Source organism: Olleya sp. ITB9, assembly GCF_001315805.1.
GTDB classification, from domain to species: Bacteria; Bacteroidota; Bacteroidia; order Flavobacteriales; family Flavobacteriaceae; genus Olleya; species Olleya sediminilitoris.
The window spans coordinates 15614-40270 of sequence record NZ_BCBW01000044.1 but is presented as its reverse complement, the minus strand read 5'-3'; the positions used below and the strand labels follow the sequence as shown (position 1 = coordinate 40270).

General features: G+C 33.2%; 23 protein-coding genes and 1 tRNA gene. 5 read left to right on the top strand and 19 right to left on the bottom strand.

Annotated features, from left to right (window positions below; genetic code table 11):
* Positions 1-434 precede the first annotated feature (434 nt).
* The 7 genes from ITB9_RS12880 to ITB9_RS12850 all read right to left on the bottom strand — a co-directional run bounded on the left by ITB9_RS12880 (position 435) and on the right by ITB9_RS12850 (position 8481).
* Positions 435-508: transfer RNA gene (locus tag ITB9_RS12880), tRNA-Asp, on the bottom strand.
* A 66-nt stretch (positions 509-574) separates the two neighbouring features.
* Positions 575-1504 carry a DUF58 domain-containing protein gene (locus ITB9_RS12875; RefSeq protein ID WP_054852553.1) on the bottom strand — a complete coding sequence of 310 codons (930 nt, stop codon included), beginning with the start codon at positions 1502-1504 and terminating at the stop codon, positions 575-577.
* Positions 1504-2049, bottom strand: coding sequence for a ClpP family protease (locus ITB9_RS12870; protein ID WP_028607793.1), 546 nt, complete (start codon positions 2047-2049; stop codon positions 1504-1506). Before ITB9_RS12870 ends, ITB9_RS12875 begins: the two co-directional genes overlap by 1 nt.
* 89 nt (positions 2050-2138) lie before the next feature.
* A complete protein-coding gene (gene trxA, locus ITB9_RS12865) occupies positions 2139-2456 on the bottom strand; it encodes a thioredoxin (RefSeq protein WP_054852552.1) in 318 nt (105 codons plus the stop codon).
* A gap of 144 nt (positions 2457-2600) precedes the next feature.
* A complete protein-coding gene (dnaE, locus tag ITB9_RS12860; RefSeq protein WP_054852551.1) occupies positions 2601-6992 on the bottom strand; it encodes a DNA polymerase III subunit alpha in 4392 nt (1463 codons plus the stop codon).
* A gap of 147 nt (positions 6993-7139) precedes the next feature.
* Complete coding sequence (locus ITB9_RS12855; protein ID WP_028290596.1) at positions 7140-7589, bottom strand: PA2169 family four-helix-bundle protein; 450 nt, start codon at positions 7587-7589, stop codon at positions 7140-7142.
* Positions 7590-7779: 190 nt separating this feature from the next.
* On the bottom strand, positions 7780-8481 hold the full coding sequence (locus ITB9_RS12850) for a DUF6252 family protein (RefSeq protein ID WP_054852550.1): 702 nt from the start codon (positions 8479-8481) through the stop codon (positions 7780-7782).
* Between the two features lie 144 nt (positions 8482-8625).
* Between ITB9_RS12850 and ITB9_RS12845 the strand changes: the two genes are divergently transcribed.
* From ITB9_RS12845 to ITB9_RS12830, 4 genes are all read left to right on the top strand, one after another.
* Entirely contained in the window at positions 8626-9123 is a 498-nt protein-coding gene (locus ITB9_RS12845) for a 30S ribosomal protein S16 (RefSeq protein ID WP_054852549.1), read from the top strand.
* Positions 9124-9194: 71 nt separating this feature from the next.
* Positions 9195-9725 carry a ribosome maturation factor RimM gene (gene rimM, locus ITB9_RS12840; RefSeq protein WP_028290599.1) on the top strand — a complete coding sequence of 177 codons (531 nt, stop codon included), beginning with the start codon at positions 9195-9197 and terminating at the stop codon, positions 9723-9725.
* A gap of 73 nt (positions 9726-9798) precedes the next feature.
* Positions 9799-10512, top strand: coding sequence for a tRNA1(Val) (adenine(37)-N6)-methyltransferase (locus ITB9_RS12835; RefSeq protein ID WP_054852548.1), 714 nt, complete (start codon positions 9799-9801; stop codon positions 10510-10512).
* 373 nt (positions 10513-10885) lie between these two features.
* Positions 10886-12064: an acyl-CoA dehydrogenase family protein gene (locus ITB9_RS12830; RefSeq protein WP_054852547.1), complete on the top strand. Its 1179-nt coding sequence runs from the start codon at positions 10886-10888 to the stop codon at positions 12062-12064.
* A 332-nt stretch (positions 12065-12396) separates the two neighbouring features.
* Here the strand turns inward: ITB9_RS12830 and ITB9_RS12825 are convergent, their stop codons facing one another.
* The 10 genes from ITB9_RS12825 to trmB all read right to left on the bottom strand — a co-directional run bounded on the left by ITB9_RS12825 (position 12397) and on the right by trmB (position 21657).
* On the bottom strand, positions 12397-13389 hold the full coding sequence (locus ITB9_RS12825; RefSeq protein ID WP_054852546.1) for an NAD-dependent epimerase/dehydratase family protein: 993 nt from the start codon (positions 13387-13389) through the stop codon (positions 12397-12399).
* A gap of 31 nt (positions 13390-13420) precedes the next feature.
* Entirely contained in the window at positions 13421-14698 is a 1278-nt protein-coding gene (locus ITB9_RS12820; protein ID WP_054852545.1) for a nucleotide sugar dehydrogenase, read from the bottom strand.
* 44 nt (positions 14699-14742) lie between these two features.
* The gene (locus tag ITB9_RS12815; protein ID WP_261975660.1) at positions 14743-16182 is read right to left on the bottom strand and encodes a nucleotide sugar dehydrogenase; all 1440 of its coding nucleotides are present in this window, start codon (positions 16180-16182) and stop codon (positions 14743-14745) included.
* A 595-nt stretch (positions 16183-16777) separates the two neighbouring features.
* Positions 16778-17110, bottom strand: a complete 333-nt coding sequence (locus ITB9_RS12810) for a 2Fe-2S iron-sulfur cluster-binding protein (RefSeq protein ID WP_054852544.1) — start codon at positions 17108-17110, stop codon at positions 16778-16780.
* A gap of 45 nt (positions 17111-17155) precedes the next feature.
* On the bottom strand, positions 17156-18208 hold the full coding sequence (locus tag ITB9_RS12805; RefSeq protein ID WP_028607799.1) for an NAD(P)/FAD-dependent oxidoreductase: 1053 nt from the start codon (positions 18206-18208) through the stop codon (positions 17156-17158).
* A 202-nt stretch (positions 18209-18410) separates the two neighbouring features.
* Complete coding sequence (locus tag ITB9_RS12800; RefSeq protein ID WP_028290604.1) at positions 18411-18647, bottom strand: NifU family protein; 237 nt, start codon at positions 18645-18647, stop codon at positions 18411-18413.
* Positions 18648-19787, bottom strand: a complete 1140-nt coding sequence (locus ITB9_RS12795; RefSeq protein WP_054852543.1) for an Mrp/NBP35 family ATP-binding protein — start codon at positions 19785-19787, stop codon at positions 18648-18650.
* A gap of 223 nt (positions 19788-20010) precedes the next feature.
* Complete coding sequence (locus ITB9_RS12790) at positions 20011-20346, bottom strand: MGMT family protein (protein WP_054852542.1); 336 nt, start codon at positions 20344-20346, stop codon at positions 20011-20013.
* A 3-nt stretch (positions 20347-20349) separates the two neighbouring features.
* Positions 20350-20979, bottom strand: a complete 630-nt coding sequence (locus tag ITB9_RS12785; protein WP_036600170.1) for a LysE family transporter — start codon at positions 20977-20979, stop codon at positions 20350-20352.
* Positions 20980-20982: 3 nt separating this feature from the next.
* Entirely contained in the window at positions 20983-21657 is a 675-nt protein-coding gene (gene trmB, locus ITB9_RS12780; protein ID WP_054852541.1) for a tRNA (guanosine(46)-N7)-methyltransferase TrmB, read from the bottom strand.
* 186 nt (positions 21658-21843) lie between these two features.
* Between trmB and ITB9_RS12775 the strand changes: the two genes are divergently transcribed.
* A complete protein-coding gene (locus ITB9_RS12775; protein WP_054852540.1) occupies positions 21844-22899 on the top strand; it encodes a glycosyltransferase in 1056 nt (351 codons plus the stop codon).
* On the opposite strand, the gene ITB9_RS12770 is transcribed toward ITB9_RS12775, so the two are convergent.
* Both ITB9_RS12770 and ITB9_RS12765 read right to left on the bottom strand, forming a co-directional pair.
* Entirely contained in the window at positions 22880-23920 is a 1041-nt protein-coding gene (locus ITB9_RS12770) for a cell wall metabolism sensor histidine kinase WalK (protein WP_261975661.1), read from the bottom strand. The genes ITB9_RS12775 and ITB9_RS12770 overlap by 20 nt on opposite strands.
* Entirely contained in the window at positions 23917-24600 is a 684-nt protein-coding gene (locus ITB9_RS12765) for a response regulator transcription factor (RefSeq protein WP_028290611.1), read from the bottom strand. The genes ITB9_RS12770 and ITB9_RS12765 overlap by 4 nt, the downstream gene beginning before the upstream one ends.
* Positions 24601-24657: the final 57 nt, after the last annotated feature.

Sequence of the window (24657 nt, the reverse complement as noted above, 5' to 3'; positions counted from 1 at the left end):
AAGAGTGTATTTAAATGTTAATTTTTGATTTTATATATATTGGTTATACTTGAATTTAATTAATAATAATTTATCTATTGTAGATGATAAACCATTGTATGATTTATTACACAAAAAAACGCAACAAATTATCTGACAACAGATTAACTTTAAAAAAATAAATTGAAGAAGATTTTTAAAGCTTAAAACAAATACTATAATAGACTTTAAAACTAACAAATAAATCGTTGAAGAGCAACTTATTAAGACGAAATGCCTTAAAACAAAAAAGCATCCCAATTTTCTTATAAGAAAAAAGGAAAGCTTTCCATCGGTTCAAGCTATTGACTAGCTTTCTACCAGTTTGATAGACTACTACATCTATCAAAACAACACAACTAAGTTTTATTGCCAAAAAAAGCTCCGAATGTATCGGAGCTTTTGACAATTTTTCGCGGTCTGGACGGGATTCGAACCCGCGACCTTCGCCGTGACAGGGCGACATTCTAACCAGCTGAACTACCAGACCGTTGCGTTATTGCGAGTGCAAAGATAGACTTCTTTATCAATGTGACAAACTTTTTTTTACTTTTTTTTAAATAAATTTTTGTCGCTCTATAAAATAAGTCGTCAAAACAGCGTTAAACGACTGGTTTACATCCGCTTCCACATATTTAATTTTATACTGTAAACATTTCATTTTTATCTCTTCAAAATAGCTTTTTACAGCATTTTCATAATTATCCTTAACTTGATCTGCATATAAATTCACAAAATCACCTGTTTCAACATCAATAAATCGTTTAGGCTTATTATTAAAATTAAAAGTTAACTCTTTATTCTTATCAAAAACGTGAAATAGCACGACTTCATGTTTATTATGATTTAAATGTCTTAGAGCTTCAAATAATTTATCATTTTCAGCAGATACTTGAAACATATCTGTAAATACAAAAATTAATGACCGTCTATGAATCTTTTCAGCAATCTGATGTAGATAAGCATAAGTCTCTGTTTGTTTTTGTACGGGTTTTGATTTTACAGCTTCTTCTAATTGATGTAAAAGCATATGATGATGACGATCACTACCCTTTTCTGGAGCATAAAAATCATATGTATCACTATAAATACTCAAGCCAATTGCATCTCGTTGTTTTTTTAACACATGCATTAGTGCTGCTGATGCTAATGCTGAGAAAGCTGCTTTATTTAACTTATCAATTGAAAAACTATCCATTTTTGGATAGTGCATAGAACTACTATTGTCTACTATAATATGACAACGCAAATTAGTCTCGTCATCATACCGTTTTGTGTACAACTTGTCTGTTTTAGCAAATAATTTCCAGTCGATATGTCTAGTAGACTCGCCTGGATTATATATTTTATGTTCTGCAAACTCGGCTGAAAACCCATGAAACGGACTTTTATGCATACCAGAAATAAATCCCTCGACCACTTGTTTTGCTAAGTGCTCGAGGTTTTTAAATCCTCCTGCTTTATTCAGTTCGTCTTGTAACTTCATTATTCTGTAATACCATCTACAATTCCGTATGCAACACTCTCATCGGCTCCCATCCAATGGTCACGATTAAAGTCTTTCATAACTTTATCATAGGTTTGATCACAGTTATCAGCTAATATTTTAGCACTTAATTCTTTTGTTTTTACAATTTCTTGAGCTGTAATTTCTATATCACTTGCTTGACCACGCGCTCCTCCACTTGGCTGGTGAATCATTACTCTTGCATGTGGTTGTATGAAACGTTTTCCTTTTGCTCCGACAGACAACAATATAGATCCCATTGATGCTGCTAAACCTGTACATACTGTTGACACATCACTTTTTAATCCTTTGATGCAGTCATACATTGCAAATCCTGAGGTAACGTATCCTCCAGGACTATTTATATATAAGGTAATATCTTTAGTCTCTAAACTATCTAAATATAACAATCTATCTATAACGTGCTTTGCAGATTTGTCGTCAACCATTCCCCAAAGAAATACTTTACGTTCTTCTAATAATTTGCTATCTATTGCGTCTTGAACTTTTACTGGTTTACTCATTTTTAATCTTTCTTTAATTTTATTCATCTAAAATAAAAAAAGGTTTGCCATTACAGCAAACCTTTTACCAATACTTTAATAAAATAGACCTATAATAAAGCGTCTATTGCGTCAGAGTATGCGTTTTTTGGTGCAACACCAACTTGACGACCTACTACTTCTCCATTTTGGAAAACTAATACTGTTGGTATGTTACGCACTCCGTATTTTGCTGCAAACTCTTGATTTGCGTCTACATCTACTTTTCCTACTACTGCTTTACCATCGTACTCTGTATTTAGTTCGTCAATGATTGGTCCAACCATACGACAAGGTCCACACCAAGCAGCCCAAAAATCGACTACTACTGGCTTATCGCTTTTTAATACTGTTTCTTCGAAATTTGCATCTGTGATTTCTAATGCCATAATATTTATATTTTAATTGTGTTTTACTACATGTTAATATGCAATATTAGTCAAAAATTTTGCCAAAGCTTACAAGCTTACAATTTGTTTTAACTATTGGTGTATTGTTTTGACTTATATTATACACAAGGTTTTAAGTCTAATTTACTGATTTATTAAATAATGTATTTGGTTTTCGTTTAAGATATTTAACAACTCATTAGTGACGTTAATTTTTTGTCTACGACTCATCATTGTTAATTTAATTTTATCTCTGTTATCGTACACTAAAAAAGTTAAAGCATGATTACCAGGATACATTGAGATTAACTCTTTAAGCTGCTTAATTTTATCTTCTTCAAGCTCTTTTATATTTAATTGAATCGATAATTTTTTGACATTTTTTTCTAAAACATCATGCAATAATTGGAAACTATTAAACTGCAACCTAGGGTCACTTTTTTTACCTGTATCACGATTAACCCATCCATCACGAACAAACGTTTTAACATGCACAAAGGTATTTTGAAGTAAAAATGGTCTGTGTTTTAAATAATCTTCACCAAATATTCTAAACTCATAAGAATCTGTGTAATCTTCAATAGTAAACATTGCCCAACCTTTTCCTTGCTTACTCACACGATGTTGCACATCTGTAACGACTCCACCAAAGGTGATTTCTTTATTAACATGAGGAGCTAAATCATGAAAATATGAAACAGTTCCACTACAAAATGATTTCATTTCTGTCCTAAAATCATCTAAAGGATGCCCAGAAATATAGACTCCTACAACTTCTCGTTCTCTTGATAATTTTTCCATTGTTCCCCAAGTGTCGCAATTTGGTATCTGAGGCTCTTCTATTTGCACTTCACTTTCTCCACCAAACAAACTGACTTGAGATGAATTTTCATTTTCTTGATGCTTTGCTCCATATTTTATAGCCTTTTCAAGAAAAGTTAGTTCGCTTCCATCCTTAAAAAAGTATTGAGCACGATGCGTATCACCCAGCTCGTCAAAACCTCCTGCTAGAGCAAGGTTTTCAAAAGCTTTTTTATTGGCTGCACGCAAATCTATACGTTTAGCTAAATCGAAAATAGAAGTATAAGGCCCATCTTCTTCTCTATTATTCACTATAGTCATTACTGCGCCATGACCAACCCCTTTAATGGCTCCCATACCAAAACGCACAGCATTATCTTTATTTACCGAAAACTTATAAAACGACTCATTTACATCTGGTCCAAGTACAGACAACTTCATACGTTTACATTCTTCCATGAAAAATGTAACCTGCTTGATGTCATTCATATTATTAGATAATACTGCAGCCATATATTCTGCTGGATAATGTGCTTTTAAATACGCTGTTTGATAAGCAATCCATGCATAACATGTTGAGTGGGATTTGTTAAAGGCATAACTTGCAAATGCTTCCCAATCTTTCCAAATTTTTTCTAGTTTTTTAGCATCATGTCCTTTAGAACTTGCTTGCTCAATAAACTTAGGTTTCATTTTATCAAGTACAGCAATTTGCTTTTTACCCATTGCTTTACGTAGTACATCGGCTTCACCTTTAGTAAAGTCTGCTAGCTTCTGTGACAAAAGCATTACCTGCTCTTGATAAACGGTAATACCATAGGTTTCTTTTAAGTACTCTTCCATTGCTGGTAAGTCATACTCAATATCTTCATCACCATGTTTTCTTCTAACAAAACTTGGTATGTATTCCATTGGACCAGGTCTGTACAAGGCATTCATGGCAATTAAATCATCAAAAACAGTTGGTTTTAAATCCTTAAGGTGTTTTTGCATTCCTGGTGATTCATACTGAAACACACCAACCGTTTCTCCTCTTTGGAATAACTCAAATGTTTTTACATCGTCAAGCGGAAAGTTTTCGGGATCTAATAAAATATCATGTTTTGCCTTAACAATTTTTACAGTATCCTTAATTAAGGTTAGGGTTTTTAGTCCTAAAAAGTCCATTTTAAGTAGACCTGCACTTTCTACTACCGAGTTATCAAATTGTGTAACGTATAAATCTGAATCTTTTGCCAAAGACACAGGTACGAATTTGGTAATATCATCTGGTGTAATAATTACACCACAAGCATGAATACCAGTGTTTCTTACAGAACCTTCTAAGGTTCTTGCTAAGTTTAAAGTTTCAGATTCTAATCCGCTACCTTCAGATATATTTAAAAGCTCGTTGATTTTTTCTAAATCTTCAGCTCTAAATTTTTGTGCTAATTCTTTTTCTGATAGTCCAAATATCTTTTTTAGTTTGGACATTGTTGGTATTAACTTGGCTATTCTGTCTGCGTCAAAAAGTGGTAAATCTAATACACGTGCTGTATCACGAATACTACTTTTAGCTGCCATAGTACCATAGGTAATAATTTGTGCAACTTGATTACTTCCGTATTTATCAATTACATAGTCCATAACACGACTACGACCTTCGTCATCAAAATCTATATCAATATCAGGCATACTGACACGATCTGGATTTAGGAAACGCTCAAAAAGTAAGTTATATAGTAATGGATCTATATTGGTAATCCATAAACAATAAGCAACTACAGATCCTGCTGCACTACCACGTCCTGGACCAACTGATACGTCCATTTTTCGGGCTTCACGAATAAAATCTTCTACAATTAGGAAATAACCTGGATATCCAGTATTCTCAATAACCTCAAGCTCAAAATCTAGACGCTCTGTAACTTCATCAGACAGTTCTTCACCATATCTTTTTTTAGCACCTTCGTAAGTAATATGTCTTAAAAATGCATTTTCACCACGCTTACCACCATCAATTTCATCTTCTTCATGTCTAAACTCGTCTGGAATATCAAACGCTGGTAATAATACATCTCTGGCAAGCTCAAATCCTTCAATTTTGTCAACTACTTCTTGGATATTTGTAATTGCTTCAGGAATATCCCTAAATAGGGCTTTCATTTCTTCTGAAGACTTAAAATAGTATTCTTGATTTGGTAAACCATAACGATAACCACGTCCTCGTCCTATAGGTGTCGCCTGTTTTTCGCCATCTTTTACACATAATAAAATATCGTGTGCATTAGCATCTTCCTGCTTACCATAATAGGTGTTATTTGTAGCAACAAGCTTTATGTTGTGTTGCTGTGCAAATTTTATTAAGGTTGGATTAACCCTGTTTTCGTCTTCTTGATTATGACGCATTATTTCTAGATACAAGTCGTCTTGAAATAATTCTTTCCACCATATTAAAGCTTCTTCTGCTTGACTTTCACCAACATTTAAAACTTTACTTGGTACTTCACCATATAAATTTCCTGTTAAACAGATTAAGTCTTCTTTGTATTGCTCTATTAATTTTTTGTCAATACGAGGCACATAATAAAACCCATTCACAAACGCATGCGATGACAGTTTAGCTAAGTTATGGTACCCATTTTTATTTTTTGCGATAAGCACAATTTGATACCCATTGTCTTTTCTGGTTTTATCTTGATGGTCTTCACACACAAAAAACTCACAACCTACAATTCCTTTAATTGGTTTTGCTTTTGGTGATTCGCCTCTTGCTTCAGCTTCATCTATTTTTGCCTTTATAGATTTATTATAGCCATTTACTGCTTTCACAAAATGAAATGCTCCCATCATATTTGCATGATCGGTTAAGGCTACAGCAGGCATATTTTGTTGCGCTGCTAAGTCTACCATTTCAGAAATACCAATGGTAGATTGTAGTACTGAAAACTGCGAGTGGTTATGCAAATGAACAAACTCGGCAGACTGAAGGTCTTTTATATTCTCTTTAATCTCTTCTGAAGAGACCTGATTAGTATTTTGTTTTTGTAATCTTGTTTGGATTTTTGCACTTTCCTTTTTAAGGTTAATATGCTTTAATCCTATTAGCTGGATGGTTTGTGGATTTTCTTTATTAAAATTTTCGAAATAATCCGGTTGAACGTCTAAAGCTTCTTTAGTATATTTTTTTAGACGAATTAGCTCTAAAAAACAACGTGTTGTTGCCTCAACATCTGCAGTTGCGTTGTGAGCTTCTGCAAAAGGTTGATTAAATAAATACTCATGTAACTCGGTTAACGTTGGTAATTTAAATTTACCATAACGACCACCAGGTATTTGACACAAATTAGCAGTATCTTCTGTACAAGTATCTAAAACAGGAAGTTCTTGCAAAGGGTTGTCTACACTTTGACGCACAAACTCGGCTCCCATAATATTTAAATCAAACTTTACGTTTTGACCGACTACAAATTTGGTTTTACTAAGTGCTATATTAAATTTTTCTAATACTTCTGCTAATGGCACACCTTGTTCTTCTGCCAACTCAGTAGAAATACCATGTATTTTTTCGGCATCATAAGGGATGTTAAAGCCTTCTGGTTGTACTAAATAATCTTGATGTTCTATACAATTACCCATCTCATCATGTAATTGCCAAGCTATTTGTATACATCTTGGCCAGTTGTCGGTATCCGTAATTGGTGCGTCCCAACGTTTAGGTAATCCTGTGGTTTCAGTATCAAATATTAAATACATGTAGTGTTTTATTTTGAAGTTTTAGGTAAAAAATACGAGCATGTAAAAGTACGTAGAAATATTAATTTTTTAATCTCTGAAACTAAAAAACAACGCATAAAAAAAGTCAGCACAATGTGCTGACTTTTCAAACTACTATCTATCCAATTATGACACTAACTCTTCGTGTACTTTTTCGGTGTTAATTGCTGCCTGAATGGCATTGCGATGTTTTAAAATTAGATTATCTATCGTTGGTGGTAAGTTGTTTTCTTTCATTAGTTTATCATATTCTTCTAAACTAGCTTCTTCACCTCTAATAGCTTCTTCTAATACTGACTCTTCATTATTAGATGTAAAAGTTGATTTTAAACTCATCCAATTACGATGCATTGTGCCTTTGAAACTTCCTGACTCTTCTGGAATTTGACCGTATCTTAATATTTCGGTTCTTAATTCTTTAGCAAACTCGCTACGCTCTGATGCTCTTCGTTTGAAAAACATTTTTAGATCATTACTGTCCACATTATCAATTGCATTAAGGTACCCTTTTTCGGCATCATAATTTTTAACTAATAACTCGTTTAACTTATTTGAAATTTCTTCACTGTAACTCATTGTATCTTTTATCATTTTAAATTTCAATAACTTTTTTTAAGATGCTTATTGTTTCACATCTGCTATACCAATATACAGCGTATTATAGCGCAAACAAAGGCATTTAACAGGGTTTAAGATAGATTAAGAGTATTTAACAAAAAAAAGCCAACACTTTCGTGTTGGCTTTTAGTTTATCTTAACATATAGTTTAGTTTGTACAGTCGCCCAAACCATTAATTTGTGCTTGTATAGATCCATCTGGATCACCACATTGTTGCAATTTAACTTCTAAAGACGTTTTGTAAGCATTACATAACTGTGTGTATTGCTCAGCTGAAGCAGTATCTTCATTACTTTCAAAATTAGTTTCTGTTGTTGCTGCTACTGCAATCGCATTAAGACAAGCCTGAGTCTCTCCTGTTGGACTATCTACTACATTGACATTTAATATAGGTACATTATAAAAGTAACCTCTATTAAAGTTTTCTGAATCTAATCCACTACTATCAAATGCATGAAATGTAAACGTTCCGGATACGGTTCTTTCTATATCATTAAACTCGGTTACAATAATAGTTCCTTCAGAAGGATAAATTTGCACACTAGGATCTGGAATGTTATTAGTTGTAAACACCTTACCTAAACCGTCATCAAATGTTGCTACAGATGTTGTATTACCTAATTGGTAGGTCCCTTCTGTTGCTTGAATTGCTTTTAAATTAACAACCTGCGCGCCTTTAACACCTATAATCGTTAAATTACCATTTACTTCTACATTAGCTCTAAACGAACTTGCTTCCCACAATACGCCATCATTATATCCGATTAATGCAGGACTATTAAAAACTAAATCTTCATTACAAGAAAGTAATGTTACTATTGAAACCAGGAGGAGTGTTATTTTTTTCATGTTTTAGCGATTTATGGAAATTCAAAAATATAATAATTTATTATATATAACAGATTTACATTAAAAACTTGATAATTAAAAAATTATAGTATCTTTGCGCACTTATTAATAATAGAGGTCGAGAACCTTACAAATTAATTATTTATGCCAGTAAAAATTAGATTACAGAGACACGGTAAGAAAGGAAAACCTTACTATTGGATCGTTGCAGCAGATTCAAGAGCCAAAAGAGATGGTAAATACCTAGAAAAATTAGGTGCTTACAATCCAAACACTAACCCAGCAACAATTGATTTAAATGTTGATGGAGCAGTACAATGGTTACAAAATGGTGCACAACCAACTGACACAGCAAAAGCTATTTTGTCTTACAAAGGAGCAATGTTAAAAAATCACCTAGCAGGTGGAGTTAGAAAAGGAGCTTTAACACAAGAGCAAGCAGACGCTAAGTTTGATGCGTGGGTTGAAGAAAAAGCTAGCAAAGTAGATGCTAAAAAAGATGGTTTAGCAAAAGCTGATGCTGATGCTAAAGCAAAAGCTTTTGAAGCAGAAAAAGCAGCAAACGAAGCTAGAATTGCAGCAGCAACTCCAGCAGTTGAAGAAGCAGCAGATGATGCTACAGCTTCAAACGAAGAAGAATAAAAATTAATTTTTATACTTTTAAACTCCGATAAGCTTTTATCGGAGTTTTTTATGCAAAACACTTTTATTTTATGGATATTAAAGACTGTTTCTTTTTAGGTAAAATTGTAAAAAAATATAGTTTTAAAGGCGAATTACTAATTAAACTAGATACCGACGAACCTGGTTTATATGAAAACCTAGACTCTATTTTAATAGACTTGCGTGGTTCTCTTGTTCCGTTTTTTATTGAAACATCACAGCTTCATAAGTCAGAATTACTACGTGTTAAATTTGAAGATGTAGATACAGAAGCTGATGCAGATAGCTTAATTAAAAGCAATGTATACTTACCTTTATCTGTCTTACCAGAGTTAGATGATGACAAGTTTTACTTTCATGAAATTATTGGTTTTACCGTTGAAGACAAAAATTTTGGAACCGTTGGTACTATAACTGGTGTTAACGACTCTACTGCACAATCCTTATTTGAAATTGACAGAGATGGTATTGAGATTTTAATTCCAATGAATGATGAGTTTATTAGTAAAGTCGACAAACCTAACAACACTATTTTTGTTGAAACTCCTGAAGGTTTAATTGATTTATATTTAGAGGAATAATCCTCGTTAAGCCTAATTCACCTCAACACTACTACTAAAATAATGAGATCCTAATATTTAGGAAGACGTATTTATGAGCAAACCTTTTGAATTTAAAGCCTTTACCGTACAGCAAGATCAATGTGCCATGAAAATTGGTACAGACAGTGTTCTTCTAGGTGCTTGGACACCTTTGGATACTAACCCATTTTCTATATTGGATATTGGTGCAGGAACTGGTGTTTTATCATTACAATTAGCACAGCGTAGTACTGCACAAGTTATTGATGCATTAGAAATTGACGAGCTTGCTTATGAGCAGTGTGTAGATAATTTTGAAGCTTCGCCTTGGGCTGACCGCTTATTTTGCTACCATGCTGATTTAGCTGAATTTACTGAAGAAATAGAAGACCAATATGATTTGATTATTTCCAACCCTCCTTTTTATTCAGAAGATTTTAAAACAGATAACAACCAACGTGACTTAGCTAGATTTACAGATGCTTTACCTTTTGAGCATTTGGTTGATAGCGTCTCTAAACTACTTACAAAAGACGGTGTCTTTTCGGTAGTAATACCTTACAAAGAAGAATCCCATTTTATTGCACTTGCGTCTCAAGTAGGCTTGTTTCCAAACCGTATTTTACATGTTAAAGGCACCAAACATTCTGAAATCAAACGAAGTCTGCTAGCGTTTTCTTTCCGCGAAAGCGTTATTAAAACCGAAGTTTTAGTTATTGAAATTGAAAGACACCAATACACACAAGAGTATATAAATTTAACTCAGGATTTTTACCTTAACATGTAGGCTGTTGTTTAATAATTTATTTTTAAAAGAAGTTGACTCAAATTAAATTTGATTGTTTTTTAGCTAAAATTGATACTCCTATCTCTTGTAATTATCCTATTAATTAGAATGAGATCCTGAAATAAATTTAGGATGACGTCTGTAACGTAGTATTTTCTAAACATAATTTAGTCCTGATTACATCTTAAAAGCTACCACTTTATTAATGAGAGCAGTTGTTGTAGGAATAAAACTTATCACGAATGTGAATTACATAAATTTTAAGCTATATTTTCTTAAAAAGACAATAAAAATTGTGTCCTGCAATCGATTTCGTTATTTTTGTTATTAAACAATACACTATTTTTAACTGTCGTATTTTAATACTAACTAAATGAAACCAGATTTATTTGAAGCTCCAGATTATTACAATCTTGATGAACTTTTAACCGAAGAACATAAATTAGTACGTGATGCTGCTCGTGAATGGGTAAAACGTGATGTATCACCTATTATAGAAGAGTATGCTCAAAAAGCAGAATTCCCAAAACAAATAGTACAAGGATTAGCAGATATAGGTGCTTTTGGACCTTACATTCCTGAAGAATATGGTGGTGCAGGATTAGATCAAATTGCTTACGGATTAATCATGCAAGAGATAGAACGTGGTGATTCTGGAGTACGTAGTACAGCCTCTGTACAGTCGTCTTTAGTCATGTATCCAGTATGGAAATATGGTAACGAAGCACAACGTCAAAAATACTTACCTAAACTTGCTAGCGGAGAATGGATAGGTAGCTTTGGTTTAACAGAACCTGATCATGGTAGTAATCCTGGTGGAATGGTTACTAATTTTAAGGACATGGGAGACCACTATCTTTTAAATGGTGCCAAAATGTGGATTTCTAATGCACCATTTTGCAACATTGCTGTTGTTTGGGCTAAAAATGAAGAAGGACGTATCCATGGATTGGTTGTAGAACGTGGTATGGAAGGGTTTACAACTCCTGAAACACATAATAAATGGTCTTTAAGAGCTTCGGCTACTGGTGAGCTTATTTTTGATAATGTTAAAGTCCCAAAAGAAAATTTACTACCTAACAAATCTGGATTAGGCGCTCCTTTAGGTTGCTTAGATTCGGCTAGATTTGGTATTGCTTGGGGAGCAATTGGTGCTGCTATGGATTGTTATGACACTGCTTTACGTTATAGCAAAGAGCGTTTACAATTTGGTAAACCTATTGGTCAATTTCAGTTACAACAAAAGAAACTTGCTGAAATGATTACCGAAATCACTAAAGCACAATTATTAGCTTGGCGACTTGGTGTCATGCGTGAAAATGGCACTGCTACCTCAGCACAAATCTCAATGGCTAAACGTAACAATGTAGATATGGCTTTAAAAATTGCTAGAGACGCTAGACAAATGTTAGGTGGAATGGGAATTAGTGGAGAATATAGCATCATGAGACATATGATGAACCTTGAAAGTGTTGTTACTTATGAAGGTACTCATGATATCCATTTATTAATCACTGGTCTTGATGTTACAGGTTTAAATGCTTTTAAATAGAGTTTTAGATTTCCTTTAGAAGGATTTACATGCTTGTAACATAAACTAGGAACTTAAAAATTGATTAAAATATTTTATTTATTGAATGTATAAAAAAACACTTCTTAATGAAGTGTTTTTTATGTATTATCATTAGTTAAAATAATACTTCACTTCTAAGCGCAATAAATTCTTATAATTTTTTTAACTCTTAGATATTTAAAATTATTATTTGTCTTGAACTTTATCTTAATATCAAAATAACCTCTTAAGTTAATAATAACTATCGCATTAAAGTTACTATAAACTTATCAATATTTAACTCTATTAATTATTAATAAGGAAAACTTAAGCTATTTCAAATTCTCCCAATACCAATCTACCGCTTCTTCAATCCCTTGAGCAATATTATGCGTTGGATTGTAATCTAACAAGCGTTTTGCTTTATCCACTGACGCTAATGAATGTGGAATGTCTCCTTTTCGGTTTGGACCATGCATAATATTAACTTCCGCAATTTTAGGATCGTATTTAGACAAGTATTTTTTTAGCAAATCTGTTAATTGTAGTAAAGTAGTACAGTCTCCAACTGCTGTATTATAAACTTGGTTAAGTGCTTGTTTGTTTTGTGTTGTAATAGCAAGCAAATTCATTTGTACTACATTATCTATGTAAGTAAAATCACGAGAATAACTTCCGTCACCATTAATTACTGGGCTTTGGTGTTTTATAAACTGCTTTACAAATAATGGAACGACTGCCGCGTAGGCTCCGTTTGGATCTTGACGCCTACCAAAGACATTAAAATAGCGTAGTCCTATGGTATTTAATCCATAGGTTGTAAAAAAATTATCAGCATATAGCTCGTTTATGTATTTTGTAATTGCGTATGGTGATAAGGGTTTACCGATGGTTTCCTCTACTTTAGGTAAGGCTTCGTGGTCTCCATAAGTGGATGAGCTTGCTGCATAAATAAACCGATGTACTTTGGCGTCTCTTGCTGCTACCAACATATTTACAAACCCTGTAACGTTAACTGCATTACTTGTAATTGGGTCTGATATGGATCTTGGCACTGAGCCTAATGCTGCTTGATGCAATACAAAGTTTTGACCTCTACAGGCTTTATTACACACTTCTAAATCACGAATATCACCTGTTATTAGTGTAAAATTTGGATTGTTTAAAAAAGGTGTAATATTGTGTTGGTGTCCTGTTGCAAAATTGTCTAAACAGGTAACTTTGACGTCCAGGTTTAATAAGGCTTGACATAGATTTGACCCTATAAATCCTGCACCTCCTGTTACAAGTACTTTTTTATTTTTTAATTGTGTAAGTTGGTCCATTAATACTACTGTAGTTAATTAATGTTTTTGATTAAAGTCTTCCGTCTGGTGTTTCCAAAACTCCTTTTACATCATAAATTACAGAATTTGGCGCTTTAAATTGATCTAAATTTATATTTAAAAACTGTTGATGTGCTACTGCTAATATTATTGCATCAAACATTACTTTTGGTTGTTGTTGCACTGTTCTTAACTGATACTCATGCTGGACTTGTTTAGGATCTGCTAGTGGATCATAAATGGTAATTGACATTCCATAACTTTGCAAACAAGTTACTACATCTACAACTTTTGTATTACGTACGTCGGGGCAGTTTTCTTTAAATGTAAAACCTAATACCAATAGTTTTGCTCCTTTAACTTTGATGTCTTTGTTAAGCATTAGCTTTACTACCTGTGCTGAGACATATTCTCCCATAGAATCGTTTAAACGTCGACCTGCTAAAATAATTTCGGGATGATACCCAACCTCTTGAGCTTTTTGTGCCAAGTAGTAAGGATCAACTCCTATACAGTGACCTCCAACTAAACCTGGTTTAAAGGGTAAAAAATTCCATTTTGTAGCTGCTGCTGCTAACACATCGTTAGTATTAATATCCAAACGGTTGAATATTTTAGCAAGTTCGTTTACAAATGCAATATTAATATCGCGCTGAGCATTTTCAATAACCTTTGCTGCTTCTGCTACTTTTATGCTTGGTGCTAAATGTGTACCAGCTGTAATAACACTACTATATAATGCATCTATTTGTTGGCCTATTTGTGGAGTAGAACCTGAGGTAACTTTTAAAATTTTATCAACGGTATGTTTTTTATCGCCTGGATTGATACGCTCTGGTGAGTAGCCTGCAAAAAAATCTGTATTAAAAACTAAGCCACTTTGGGCTTCTAATACTGGTATGCAAACTTCTTCTGTAGCTCCAGGATAGACTGTAGATTCATACACTACAACATCGCCTTTTTTCAATACACGTCCAACGGTCTCGCTAGCTTTAATTAAAGGTGTTAAATTTGGTCGATTATTTTTATCTACTGGTGTTGGTACTGTTATGATATAATGATTGCAATTAGCTAAATTGTCAGGATTAGTAGAGCAAAACAAGCCATTACCATAATGTAAATCTTCTAGATTATTAACTATTACAGCTTTTAATGTATCATGACTTACTTCTAAAGTAATATCTAAACCTTGCTGCAACTCTGATACACGAGTTGGATTTATATCAAATCCAATAATTGGATGCTTTGTTGCAAACAATCTTGCTAAAGGTAATCCGACATACCCTAATCCTATAATTGCTATTGTCATTATTATTTTAAATCTGTTTTTAAGTTTTGTATATACAGTACGTTTTATTTACCTATTCCTTTAACATGAAAACCAATAGTTTCTAGTGCTAATTTATCTAGTACATTACGACCATCAAAAATGAAAGCTGGTTTACTCATATTATCATAAATACGTTGCCAATCATAGGTTTTAAACTCATCCCATTCTGTCAATACAGCAATAGCGTGTGCATTTTTAACTGCATCATAAGGATTATCTAGGCTAGTTAAATAATTATTATTTTGTGCTTCTGTTCTTGTATTTAAGTAATTGATATCTGATTGTACCCGGCTTGCGGTTACTTTGGGATCATATACGCTAACATTAGCTTGCTCGTCTATTAATTTATCTGCTACATAAATAGCTGCAGACTCTCTGGTATCATTAGTATCTTTTTTGAAAGCCCATCCTAAAAAGGCTATTTTTTTGCCAGATACTGTGTTGTATAATGTTTTAACTATATTATTAGCAAAACGGTTACGTTGGTGATTATTCATAATAATAACTTGCTCCCAATAGTCTGCTACTTCTTGTAAACCTAGTGATTTAGAAATGTAAACAAGGTTTAAAATGTCTTTTTGAAAACATGACCCTCCAAAACCTACTGAAGACTTTAAAAACTTAGGTCCAATACGTGAGTCCATCCCTATAGCTTTAGCAACTTCATCGACATTGGCCTCTGTAGCTTCGCATAATTCTGAAATAGCATTTATTGATGAAACACGTTGAGCTAAAAAGGCGTTAGCTACCAATTTCGATAATTCTGAGGACCAAATATTTGTAGTTAATATTTGTGCTTTTGGCACCCAAGATCCATACACATCCACCAATGATTGAATGGCTAGTTTACCTTCTGGTGTTTGGTCTCCACCAATTAACACACGATCTGGATTGGTAAGATCTGTTATTGCTGTACCTTCGGCTAAAAACTCTGGATTAGACAGTATTTGAAACTGCACACCATTACCTGTGTGATTTAATATGCTTTTTATAGCTTGTGCTGTTTTGACTGGTAGTGTTGATTTTTCTACTACAATTTTATTTGTTGTAGCTACTTTTGCTATTTGTCTTGCACATAGCTCGATATACTTTAAATCTGCAGCCATCCCTTTACCTGCTCCATAGGTTTTGGTTGGTGTGTTGACAGAAATAAATATCATTTGCGCCTCTTGGATTGCTGCTTCTACATCTGTTGAAAAAAATAAATTGCGTCCTCTTGCTTCATTGACAACTTGATCTAAACCTGGTTCAAAAATAGGAAGCTTGCCTAAATCGTTGTCGTTCCAGTCTGCAATACGTTGTGCGTTTAAATCGACTACTGTTATTTTGATATTAGGATTTTTTTGTGCCATTACAGCCATAGTTGGGCCACCAACATATCCTGCACCAATACAACATATTGATGTGATTTTTGGAGTTTGATTAGTTGAGTTTTCTGTTGTTTTTTCTGATTGTTTATGCACGATTTTTATACTATTTAATTAATTTTCAGTGACTAAATTTCAGTTATAAAACTAGTGTAAAAATTCAAGAGTGTTTAAATTTTTAATTTGTCTACAAGGTAAGGATTACAAATTTAATTTTAACTGCTTTTAACTTTATTGAAAAAGAGAACAACAAAACAAAAATAGCTACAAATTTTGCTGTAGAAAAAACATTACTAACTGATAAATGATTAAGTACAATAACCAATGTTGTAATAGCTAAAGTATATAAACCAATTAAGCCAGTTACCTATTTACGATTTAATCCTAAATCTATAAGTCAATGATAAATGTGATTACGGACTGCCATAAAACACAACTAATCTATCTAATAATGAATATGATAATAAATACTAAGACTTTATTGGGTGCATTTTTAAAATGAATTACTTCTGGTTGTTATGCTAATACAAAACCAAATACCATTGAACCTGTGTTCCTAAAAATATTTTTTGTCTCTTGAAAAATTGAAAATTAAAAACCCTAAAAAGCTTAAACACATTAAACAGTAGAAAAATTGCTACTCTTGTAGAATACTGAAACTTGATTGAAGATGACGTTTAAAACAATCTTTTTATTCTTCTGGTGCTAAAATAACTTCTAACCCTTCCATCTCAGGAGTAATCTGAATTTGACAACCTAATCTTGAATTATCCTGTACATTAAACGCTTCGCTTAACATGGCTTCTTCATCGTCCTGCATTTCTGGAAGCGTTGTATCGCTAATCACATAACATTGACAACTTGCACACATAGCCATACCACCACATATTCCTATGGTTCCTTCAGGAGCAAGTTCGTAACTACGTACTACTTCCATCAAATTCATAGCCATATCTGTTGGTGCTTCAATACTATGCTGAACACCATCTCTGTCAGTAATTTTTATATTTATGTCTTGTTCCATTTTATTATGTTTAGATGCTCTGACTTTACTAAAGCAATACTATTATTAATCAATAGCTTTAACAACTGCTTTTGGTGCTTCCTTACGTGTACCATCAAATCCATCCACACCACTAACTGTAGTATATTTTAAAACGAAACGTTTTCCTGGATTGATAATTTGATATGCTGATTGACACATTAATGTTGCTTCATGAAAACCACACAATATTAACTTTAATTTTCCTGGATAAGTATTTACATCTCCTATGGCATATATACCAGGTATATTAGTTTGATAGTCTAAAGCGTTATTTACTTTAATTGCATTTTTTTCTATCTCTAAACCCCAATTTGCTATTGGTCCTAGTTTTGGTGACAGCCCAAATAATGGTACAAAATGATCACACGCTTTAGTAAACGTTTTAGCACCTTGCTTTACTGTTACTGCTTCTATTTTATTATCACCTTCAACACCAATAACCTCAGCTGGTGTAATCAGGTTAATCTTGCCTGCATTTTTTAATTCTTGTACTTTTTCTACAGAATCTAAATGTCCTCTAAACTCGTTACGTCTGTGAATTAAAGTTACTTCTGAAGCTACGTCACTTAAATAAATACTCCAGTCTAAAGCTGAGTCTCCTCCTCCTGCAATGACTACTTTTTTGTCTCGGTAAAATTCTGGCTCTTTAATGATATATTCAACACCTTTGTCTTCATAATCTGATAGATTATCAATTTTAGGTTTACGTGGCTCAAAACTACCTAATCCACCTGCAATCGCGACTATTGGTGCGTGGTGTTTAGTTCCTTTATTAGTTGTTACTATAAACGACCCATCGTCTTGCTTATCTATAGTTTCTGCACGCTCTCCTAATGTAAAACCAGGTTCAAATTGCTTGCATTGCTCCATTAATTTATGGGTAAGATCTCCTGCTAAAATTTCTGGATAAGCCGGAATATCATAGATAGGTTTTTTGGGATAAATCTCTGAACATTGACCACCTGGTTGTGGTAATGCGTCAATTAAATGACATTTTAATTTTAGTAATCCTGCTTCAAATACTGCAAATAGACCTGTTGGTCCTGCTCCTATTATTAATATATCTGTTTTTATCATTACTTTTTCTTTTGTCTACCTTGATGCTTTTGTTATTACTTGCAAAGGTAAATTACCAACATTTACTATTTTATGACTTTTGTTAGCTTGACCTGCGTTAAGGATGGAACGGTCTGTTTGAGCTCCTCGCAGAGAGCGAGTAGTGACAGCCTGACCATTATCCTGATTTTTTTCAGGATAATGGTAACGCCATATTTATTTTTTAAGCGATGTTAGTCACTTTTTCTATTTGTGGTGCGTATTTTTTAATGGTCATTTCTACACCTGATTTTAATGTCATTTGGTTTACACTGCAGGATGTACATGCACCTTGAAGCTGCACTGTTACCTCGTTATCTTCGATGGAAATTAACTTAATATCTCCTCCATCGTTTTGAAGGAACGGACGAATTTCTTCTAGTGCCTTTTCTACGTTTAGTTTAAGTTCTTGTGTTGTCATTTATTTTTTATTAACTGCAGAACATCCTGCCATAGTAGTAATTTTAATGGCTTCTGTTGCTGGTAAATTATCGTTACGATCTACAACTTGTTGTACTACGTTTTTTGTTATGTCTTGAAACGCTTGCTCTAATGGTGTATTAGTCTGCATTGCTGCTGGACGTCCTACATCTCCTGCTTCTCTAATACTTTGTACTAATGGCAACTCACCTAATAATGGGACTTGTAGGTCTTCTGCTAAGTGTTTTGCACCTTGCTTACCAAAGATATAATATTTATTATCTGGTAACTCTGCTGGTGTGAAATAAGCCATGTTTTCTATAATTCCTAAAACAGGGACATTTATACTGTCTTGTTGGAACATTGCGACTCCCTTTTTAGCATCTGCTAAGGCTACATTTTGAGGTGTACTAACAACTACTGCTCCTGTGATAGGTAGAGATTGCATAATACTTAAATGGATGTCTCCAGTTCCAGGAGGAAGGTCTAATAATAAGAAATCTAATTCTCCCCAAGCTGCATCAAATATCATTTGATTTAATGCTTTTGCTGCCATAGGTCCACGCCAAACCACTGCTTGGTCTGGTTTTGTAAAAAACCCAATAGATAATATTTTTACTCCGTAGTTTTCTACAGGTTTCATTTTTGATTTACCGTCAACGGTTACAGATAATGGTTTTTCTGTCTCGACATCAAACATTATTGGCATTGATGGTCCATAAATATCTGCATCCAAAACACCTACTTTAAAGCCCATTTTTGCTAACGTAACTGCAAGGTTTGCTGTTACTGTAGACTTACCTACACCTCCTTTTCCTGAGGCTACAGCTACTATATTTTGAATACCAGGAATGGTTTTTCCTTTGATTACATTTGGTGCTGATTTTTGAGGTGCATCGACTTTAATGTTAACTTTAATCTTTGCTTTATCATACACTAATTTATGAATGGTCTGTAAAATCTCTACTTCAGTTTTCTTACGTGCCTGAAGCGCTGGATTGGTTATAGTAATATCTACAATCACTTCGTCAGCAAATGTAACTACATTAGTTATTGCACCACTATCTACCATATTTTCTCCTTCTCCAGGAACAGTTATGGTTTGTAATGCTTTAAGGATGTCTTGTTTATTTAATTTCATTGTTTATGCTAGAAAAAAGAGTTTGGATTAAAAAATTATACTACTATTTAACCTTAAAATCTACTCTTGATATTATTTAATGTATTGAGACTGACTCTTATTTGCAAAGATACTACTTAAACCTTGAAGAATAAAGTGGTTAGTTTGATGTTTTTTATGGTGTGATAGTTGGAAGTTATAATACCCTAAACACCTATAAAAACAGGTTGTGAGTAATAGCGTATTACCTACTAAGTTCTTGTGATGGATCCCAAAAAACTAATTGAAAATCTTGAATTTGATTGTCTACAACCTTTACACCTTCGTTTTCTAAAAGCTGTTGCATAAGATTGGTTCCATCAAAATGATGTTTTCCTGTTAATAAACCTTTTCGGTTTACCACTCTGTGAGCAGGCACATCTTTGTTGTGCGATCCATTCATGGCGTATCCTACCATTCTAGCACTTTTTTTTGCTCCTAAATAATTAGCTATTGCGCCATAACTTGTAACACGACCTTGTGGTATTAGCTTAGCTACCTCATACACTTTATCAAAGAAGCTTAGTGTTTCGGGCTTCATAACTTATAATGTTTTTACAATATTAATTAAAGTTACAATGGATATTATACCTGTTATGGCTCCGATGATATAATTCATCCCTTTTTGGGATTTAAGACGTTTGTTTTTTATGCGTTTGAAAAAAAACACATAAATATATAACATTACAAAAGTCCCTGTTGCTGCTCCTGTAACATAGGATGTAACACTAACATTATCAAAAGTTAACCAACCTAAACTAGCTAATGTTATGGACATATATGCTTGATACGGAATTGGAAACACGTTTAATCCTGACAATAACATACCATAAAAAAACTGACTGTGTTTACTTTTACGTTCTTGCTCTCTTTTTGGTTTGGGTTCTTTTTTTGCTAATAGCAGAAAATAAACTGTTATTAACACAAATAAAACAAAGGCTACACGTTGTAATACATGTACTATTTCTGGATGCCTACTTAAATAGCGTGCAAAAATAACTGCAATTAGTGTTTGTATTATTACTACTACACAAACACCTATTGAAAACGTTAAGCCACGACTATAGCCTTCTTTAATACTAATTTTGGCAGCAGTCATATTAAGCAATCCAGGCGGAATGACTCCTACTAAAGCGATTAGCAAACTTATAAAAAAGGTAATAGTAATACTCACTACTTATTTGATTTTGAACCTAATATACGTAATTGGTTTGTTTTGCTCTAGATAAATCCCTTCATAATGAGTTTGAATATCTGTTACCTCTTCTGGACTTCCTTCTTGTCTGTACACATCATTATTGGAATGTAATACTTCATGACCTTCACCATGTAATAATCCTAAGGTATAACCATGCATAAACTCGGAATCTGTTTTAAGATTCATAATTCCATCTGGTTTTAAAATGTTTTTATAACGTTTTAAAAAGGTAGAATTGGTCATTCTGTGTTTTGTACGCTTGTATTTAATTTGTGGATCTGGAAAGGTTATCCAGATTTCATCAACTTCGTTTTGAGCAAAAACAGACTCGACAAGCTCGATTTGTGTACGTATAAAAGCTACATTTTTAAGATTATCTTCAACCGCAGTTTTGGCTCCTCTCCAGAAACGTGCACCTTTAATGTCTATACCTATAAAGTTTTTATTTGGGAATTTTTTTCCTAAAGCAACACTATACTCGCCTTTACCACATCCAAGTTCTAAAACTAAAGGGTTGTTGTTTTTAAAGACGTTTTTATTCCAGTTGCCTTTATGCTCATAAACCTCATCCACCAACTGACTTCTAGTTGGTTGGAATACGTTGTCAAAGGTTTCGTTTTCTCTGAATCGTTTTTGCTTGTTCTTGCTTCCCACTTCTTAACTATTTGTTATTTCTGGCGTAAAATTAAGGAAATATACTTAAGCTTGTTTATGATTACCTTTGATTTTGACATTTTATGCGTTAAGGATAGTAATGACATCCTTTTTTTGCTGCCATATATGGCAAAAAAAGATATAATGGATAGCCTGCCCCTTTAGGGTAACGCCCAAATTAATGACATGAAAAAAAGAATTTTAGTTGCGCCTTTACATTGGGGAATTGGTCATGCTACGCGATGCATACCTATTATAAATGCCTTGATAACTGAAGGTTTTGAGCCCATTATTGCTAGTGATGGTCAAGCTTTAGAATTGCTTAAAAAGGAGTTTAAAGGTGCCATTTTTATTGAATTACCTGCTTATAACGTACGTTACTCTAGAAGTAAAACGGGATTTAAGTGGCTTATGCTTTGGCAATTACCTAAAATTAAAAAAGCGATTAAAAAGGAGCGTAAAGCGATTAAAAAAATTATACATGAGTATGCTATTGATGGTATTATATCTGACAACCGTATGGGAGTTTACTCTAAATCTAAACCGTCTGTTTTTATCACACACCAACTTAATGTGTTAAGCGGAAAGACGACTAAATTGAGTACTTTTTTTCATGACACTTATTTAAAAGAGTTTAATGAATGTTGGATTCCGGATTTTGAAAATGAGCCTAATTTAAGCGGAAAACTTGGTCATGATTTTAACAATAAAGGCTTAAAGGTTAAATATATTGGTGCTTTAAGCCGATTGAACACCTTGGATATTAAACCTAAGGATGATATTATGGTTTTATTGTCTGGACCAGAACCACAACGTACTTTATTAGAGGAAAAACTGCTTAGTGAGTTTAGTAATTATAAAGGTCATATTACTTTTGTACGTGGTAAAATTGAAGCTAAGCAAACGGTACGCAAGGAGCAACCGTTTACGATTTATAATTTTATGCAAACAGACGAATTACAACATGCTTTAAATAATTGCAACTTGGTAATTTCTAGATCTGGTTATACTACAATTATGGATTTGGCTAAACTAGGTAAACGTGCTTTTTTTATACCTACGCCTGGACAGTTTGAACAGGAATATCTTGCTAAATACCTTGATGACAAAGGTCTTGTTGCAAGTTGTGCCCAAAAAGATTTTTGTTTAAAAGAATTGGATAGAATTGAGGATTATTCGGGTTTGAATATTTTTAATAATGAAACTGATTTTAGCGAATTATTTAAGCTTTTTCAAGAGTAAACGAAAACTCGCTACCTATATTTAGCTCACTTTCTACATAAATTTTTTCGTCATGAGCTTCTATAATATGCTTTACTATAGATAAGCCTAAACCAGAACCTCCTTCTTTACGAGAGCCACTTTTATCGACCCTAAAAAAACGTTCAAACAATCTTGGTAAATGTTGTTTTGCTATACCTTCACCATTATCTGTTACTCTAACTATAACTTTGTTTTTTACTAGTGTTTCTATACTAATTTCTGTGGTTCCTTTTTCCCGACCATACTTGATACTATTAACTACTAAATTTGTTAACACCTGCTGTAATCTTTCTTCATCGCCTTTTACCATTACAGGATTTTTATAATCCATATCAAAAGTTAGTGTGATTTGCTTTTTAGCAGCTTTCATTTCTAGCAGTTCAAACACACTTTGTACTAACTGAACAATATCAAAGTCCTTTTGATTTAAACTAAGGTCTCCAACCTCTAGCTTAGTAATCATGTCTAAGTCTTTGACAATGTAAATTAGCCTTTCTACACCTTTTGTGGCTCTGGTTAGGTATTTTTCGGCTACATTTTTGTCATCTATGGCTCCATCAATTAATGTTTCAAGATAACCTTGAACGGTAAATAAAGGGGTTTTTAACTCATGGGATACGTTACCCATAAACTCTTTACGGTATTCTTCTCTTACTTTTAAGGTTTCGATTTCTAACTTTTTACCTTTTGCAAATTGATCTATTTGCTTGGTCAGAGTCGCCATATCTGTTGTAATACTGTTTTTTCTAAAACTAGCAGACTCTAACAAAGTAATGTCTTTGTAAATTTTATTAATTCGTTTATAAATAAAATGCTCTACACGATACTGGATTATTAAAAAGGATAATCCATAGGTTGCTAATGCAAATAGTAAGATTACTAATGGATTAATAGAATAATACATATACAAAAAAACACTCATAAAGAGCGTTAAAAAAACAGTGATTAAAAACGATGTTTTTAATGCAAATTTATAAGTCTTTTTTAGTTTCAAAATTATTCTACAAATTTATAGCCTACACCTTTTACGGTTTTAAAGCTGTCGTCTCCAATTTTTTCTCGTAGTTTTCTAATGTGTACATCAATTGTACGTCCACCTACAACCACCTCGTTACCCCAAACACGATCTAGTATGTCTTCTCTTTTAAAAACTTTACCTGGTTTAGAGGCTAACAAAGATAATAGTTCAAACTCTTTTCTTGGCAAAATTATTTCGTTTCCTTCTAAAACAATTTTATATTCTTCTCTATTAATAACAAGATTGCCAATAGTTACTAAAGATTTGGCACCATCTTCTGACTTTAAACGTCTTAATAATGCTTTAACTTTACTAACTAATACTTTTGGTTTAATTGGCTTTGTTATATAGTCATCTGCTCCTGCATCAAATCCTGCTACTTGAGAGTAATCTTCACCACGTGCTGTCAAAAATGTAATTATAGTTGCACTTAATTCTGGTATTTTCCTAATAGCTTCACAAGCTTCTATCCCATCCATTTCTGGCATCATTACGTCTAAAATGATTAATTGAGGTTTTTCTTTTTTAGCTTTTTTGACTGCCTCGACACCATTTTTAGCTGTAGTTACTTGATAGCCTTCATTAGTTAAATTATAACCAACAATTTCTAAAATATCTGGCTCATCATCTACTAAAAGGATTTTAATATCTTTTTTGTTCATGGAATTTAAACTTGAATTTACTTTATAGTTATGTTATCGTAAAGATAAAATTAATAC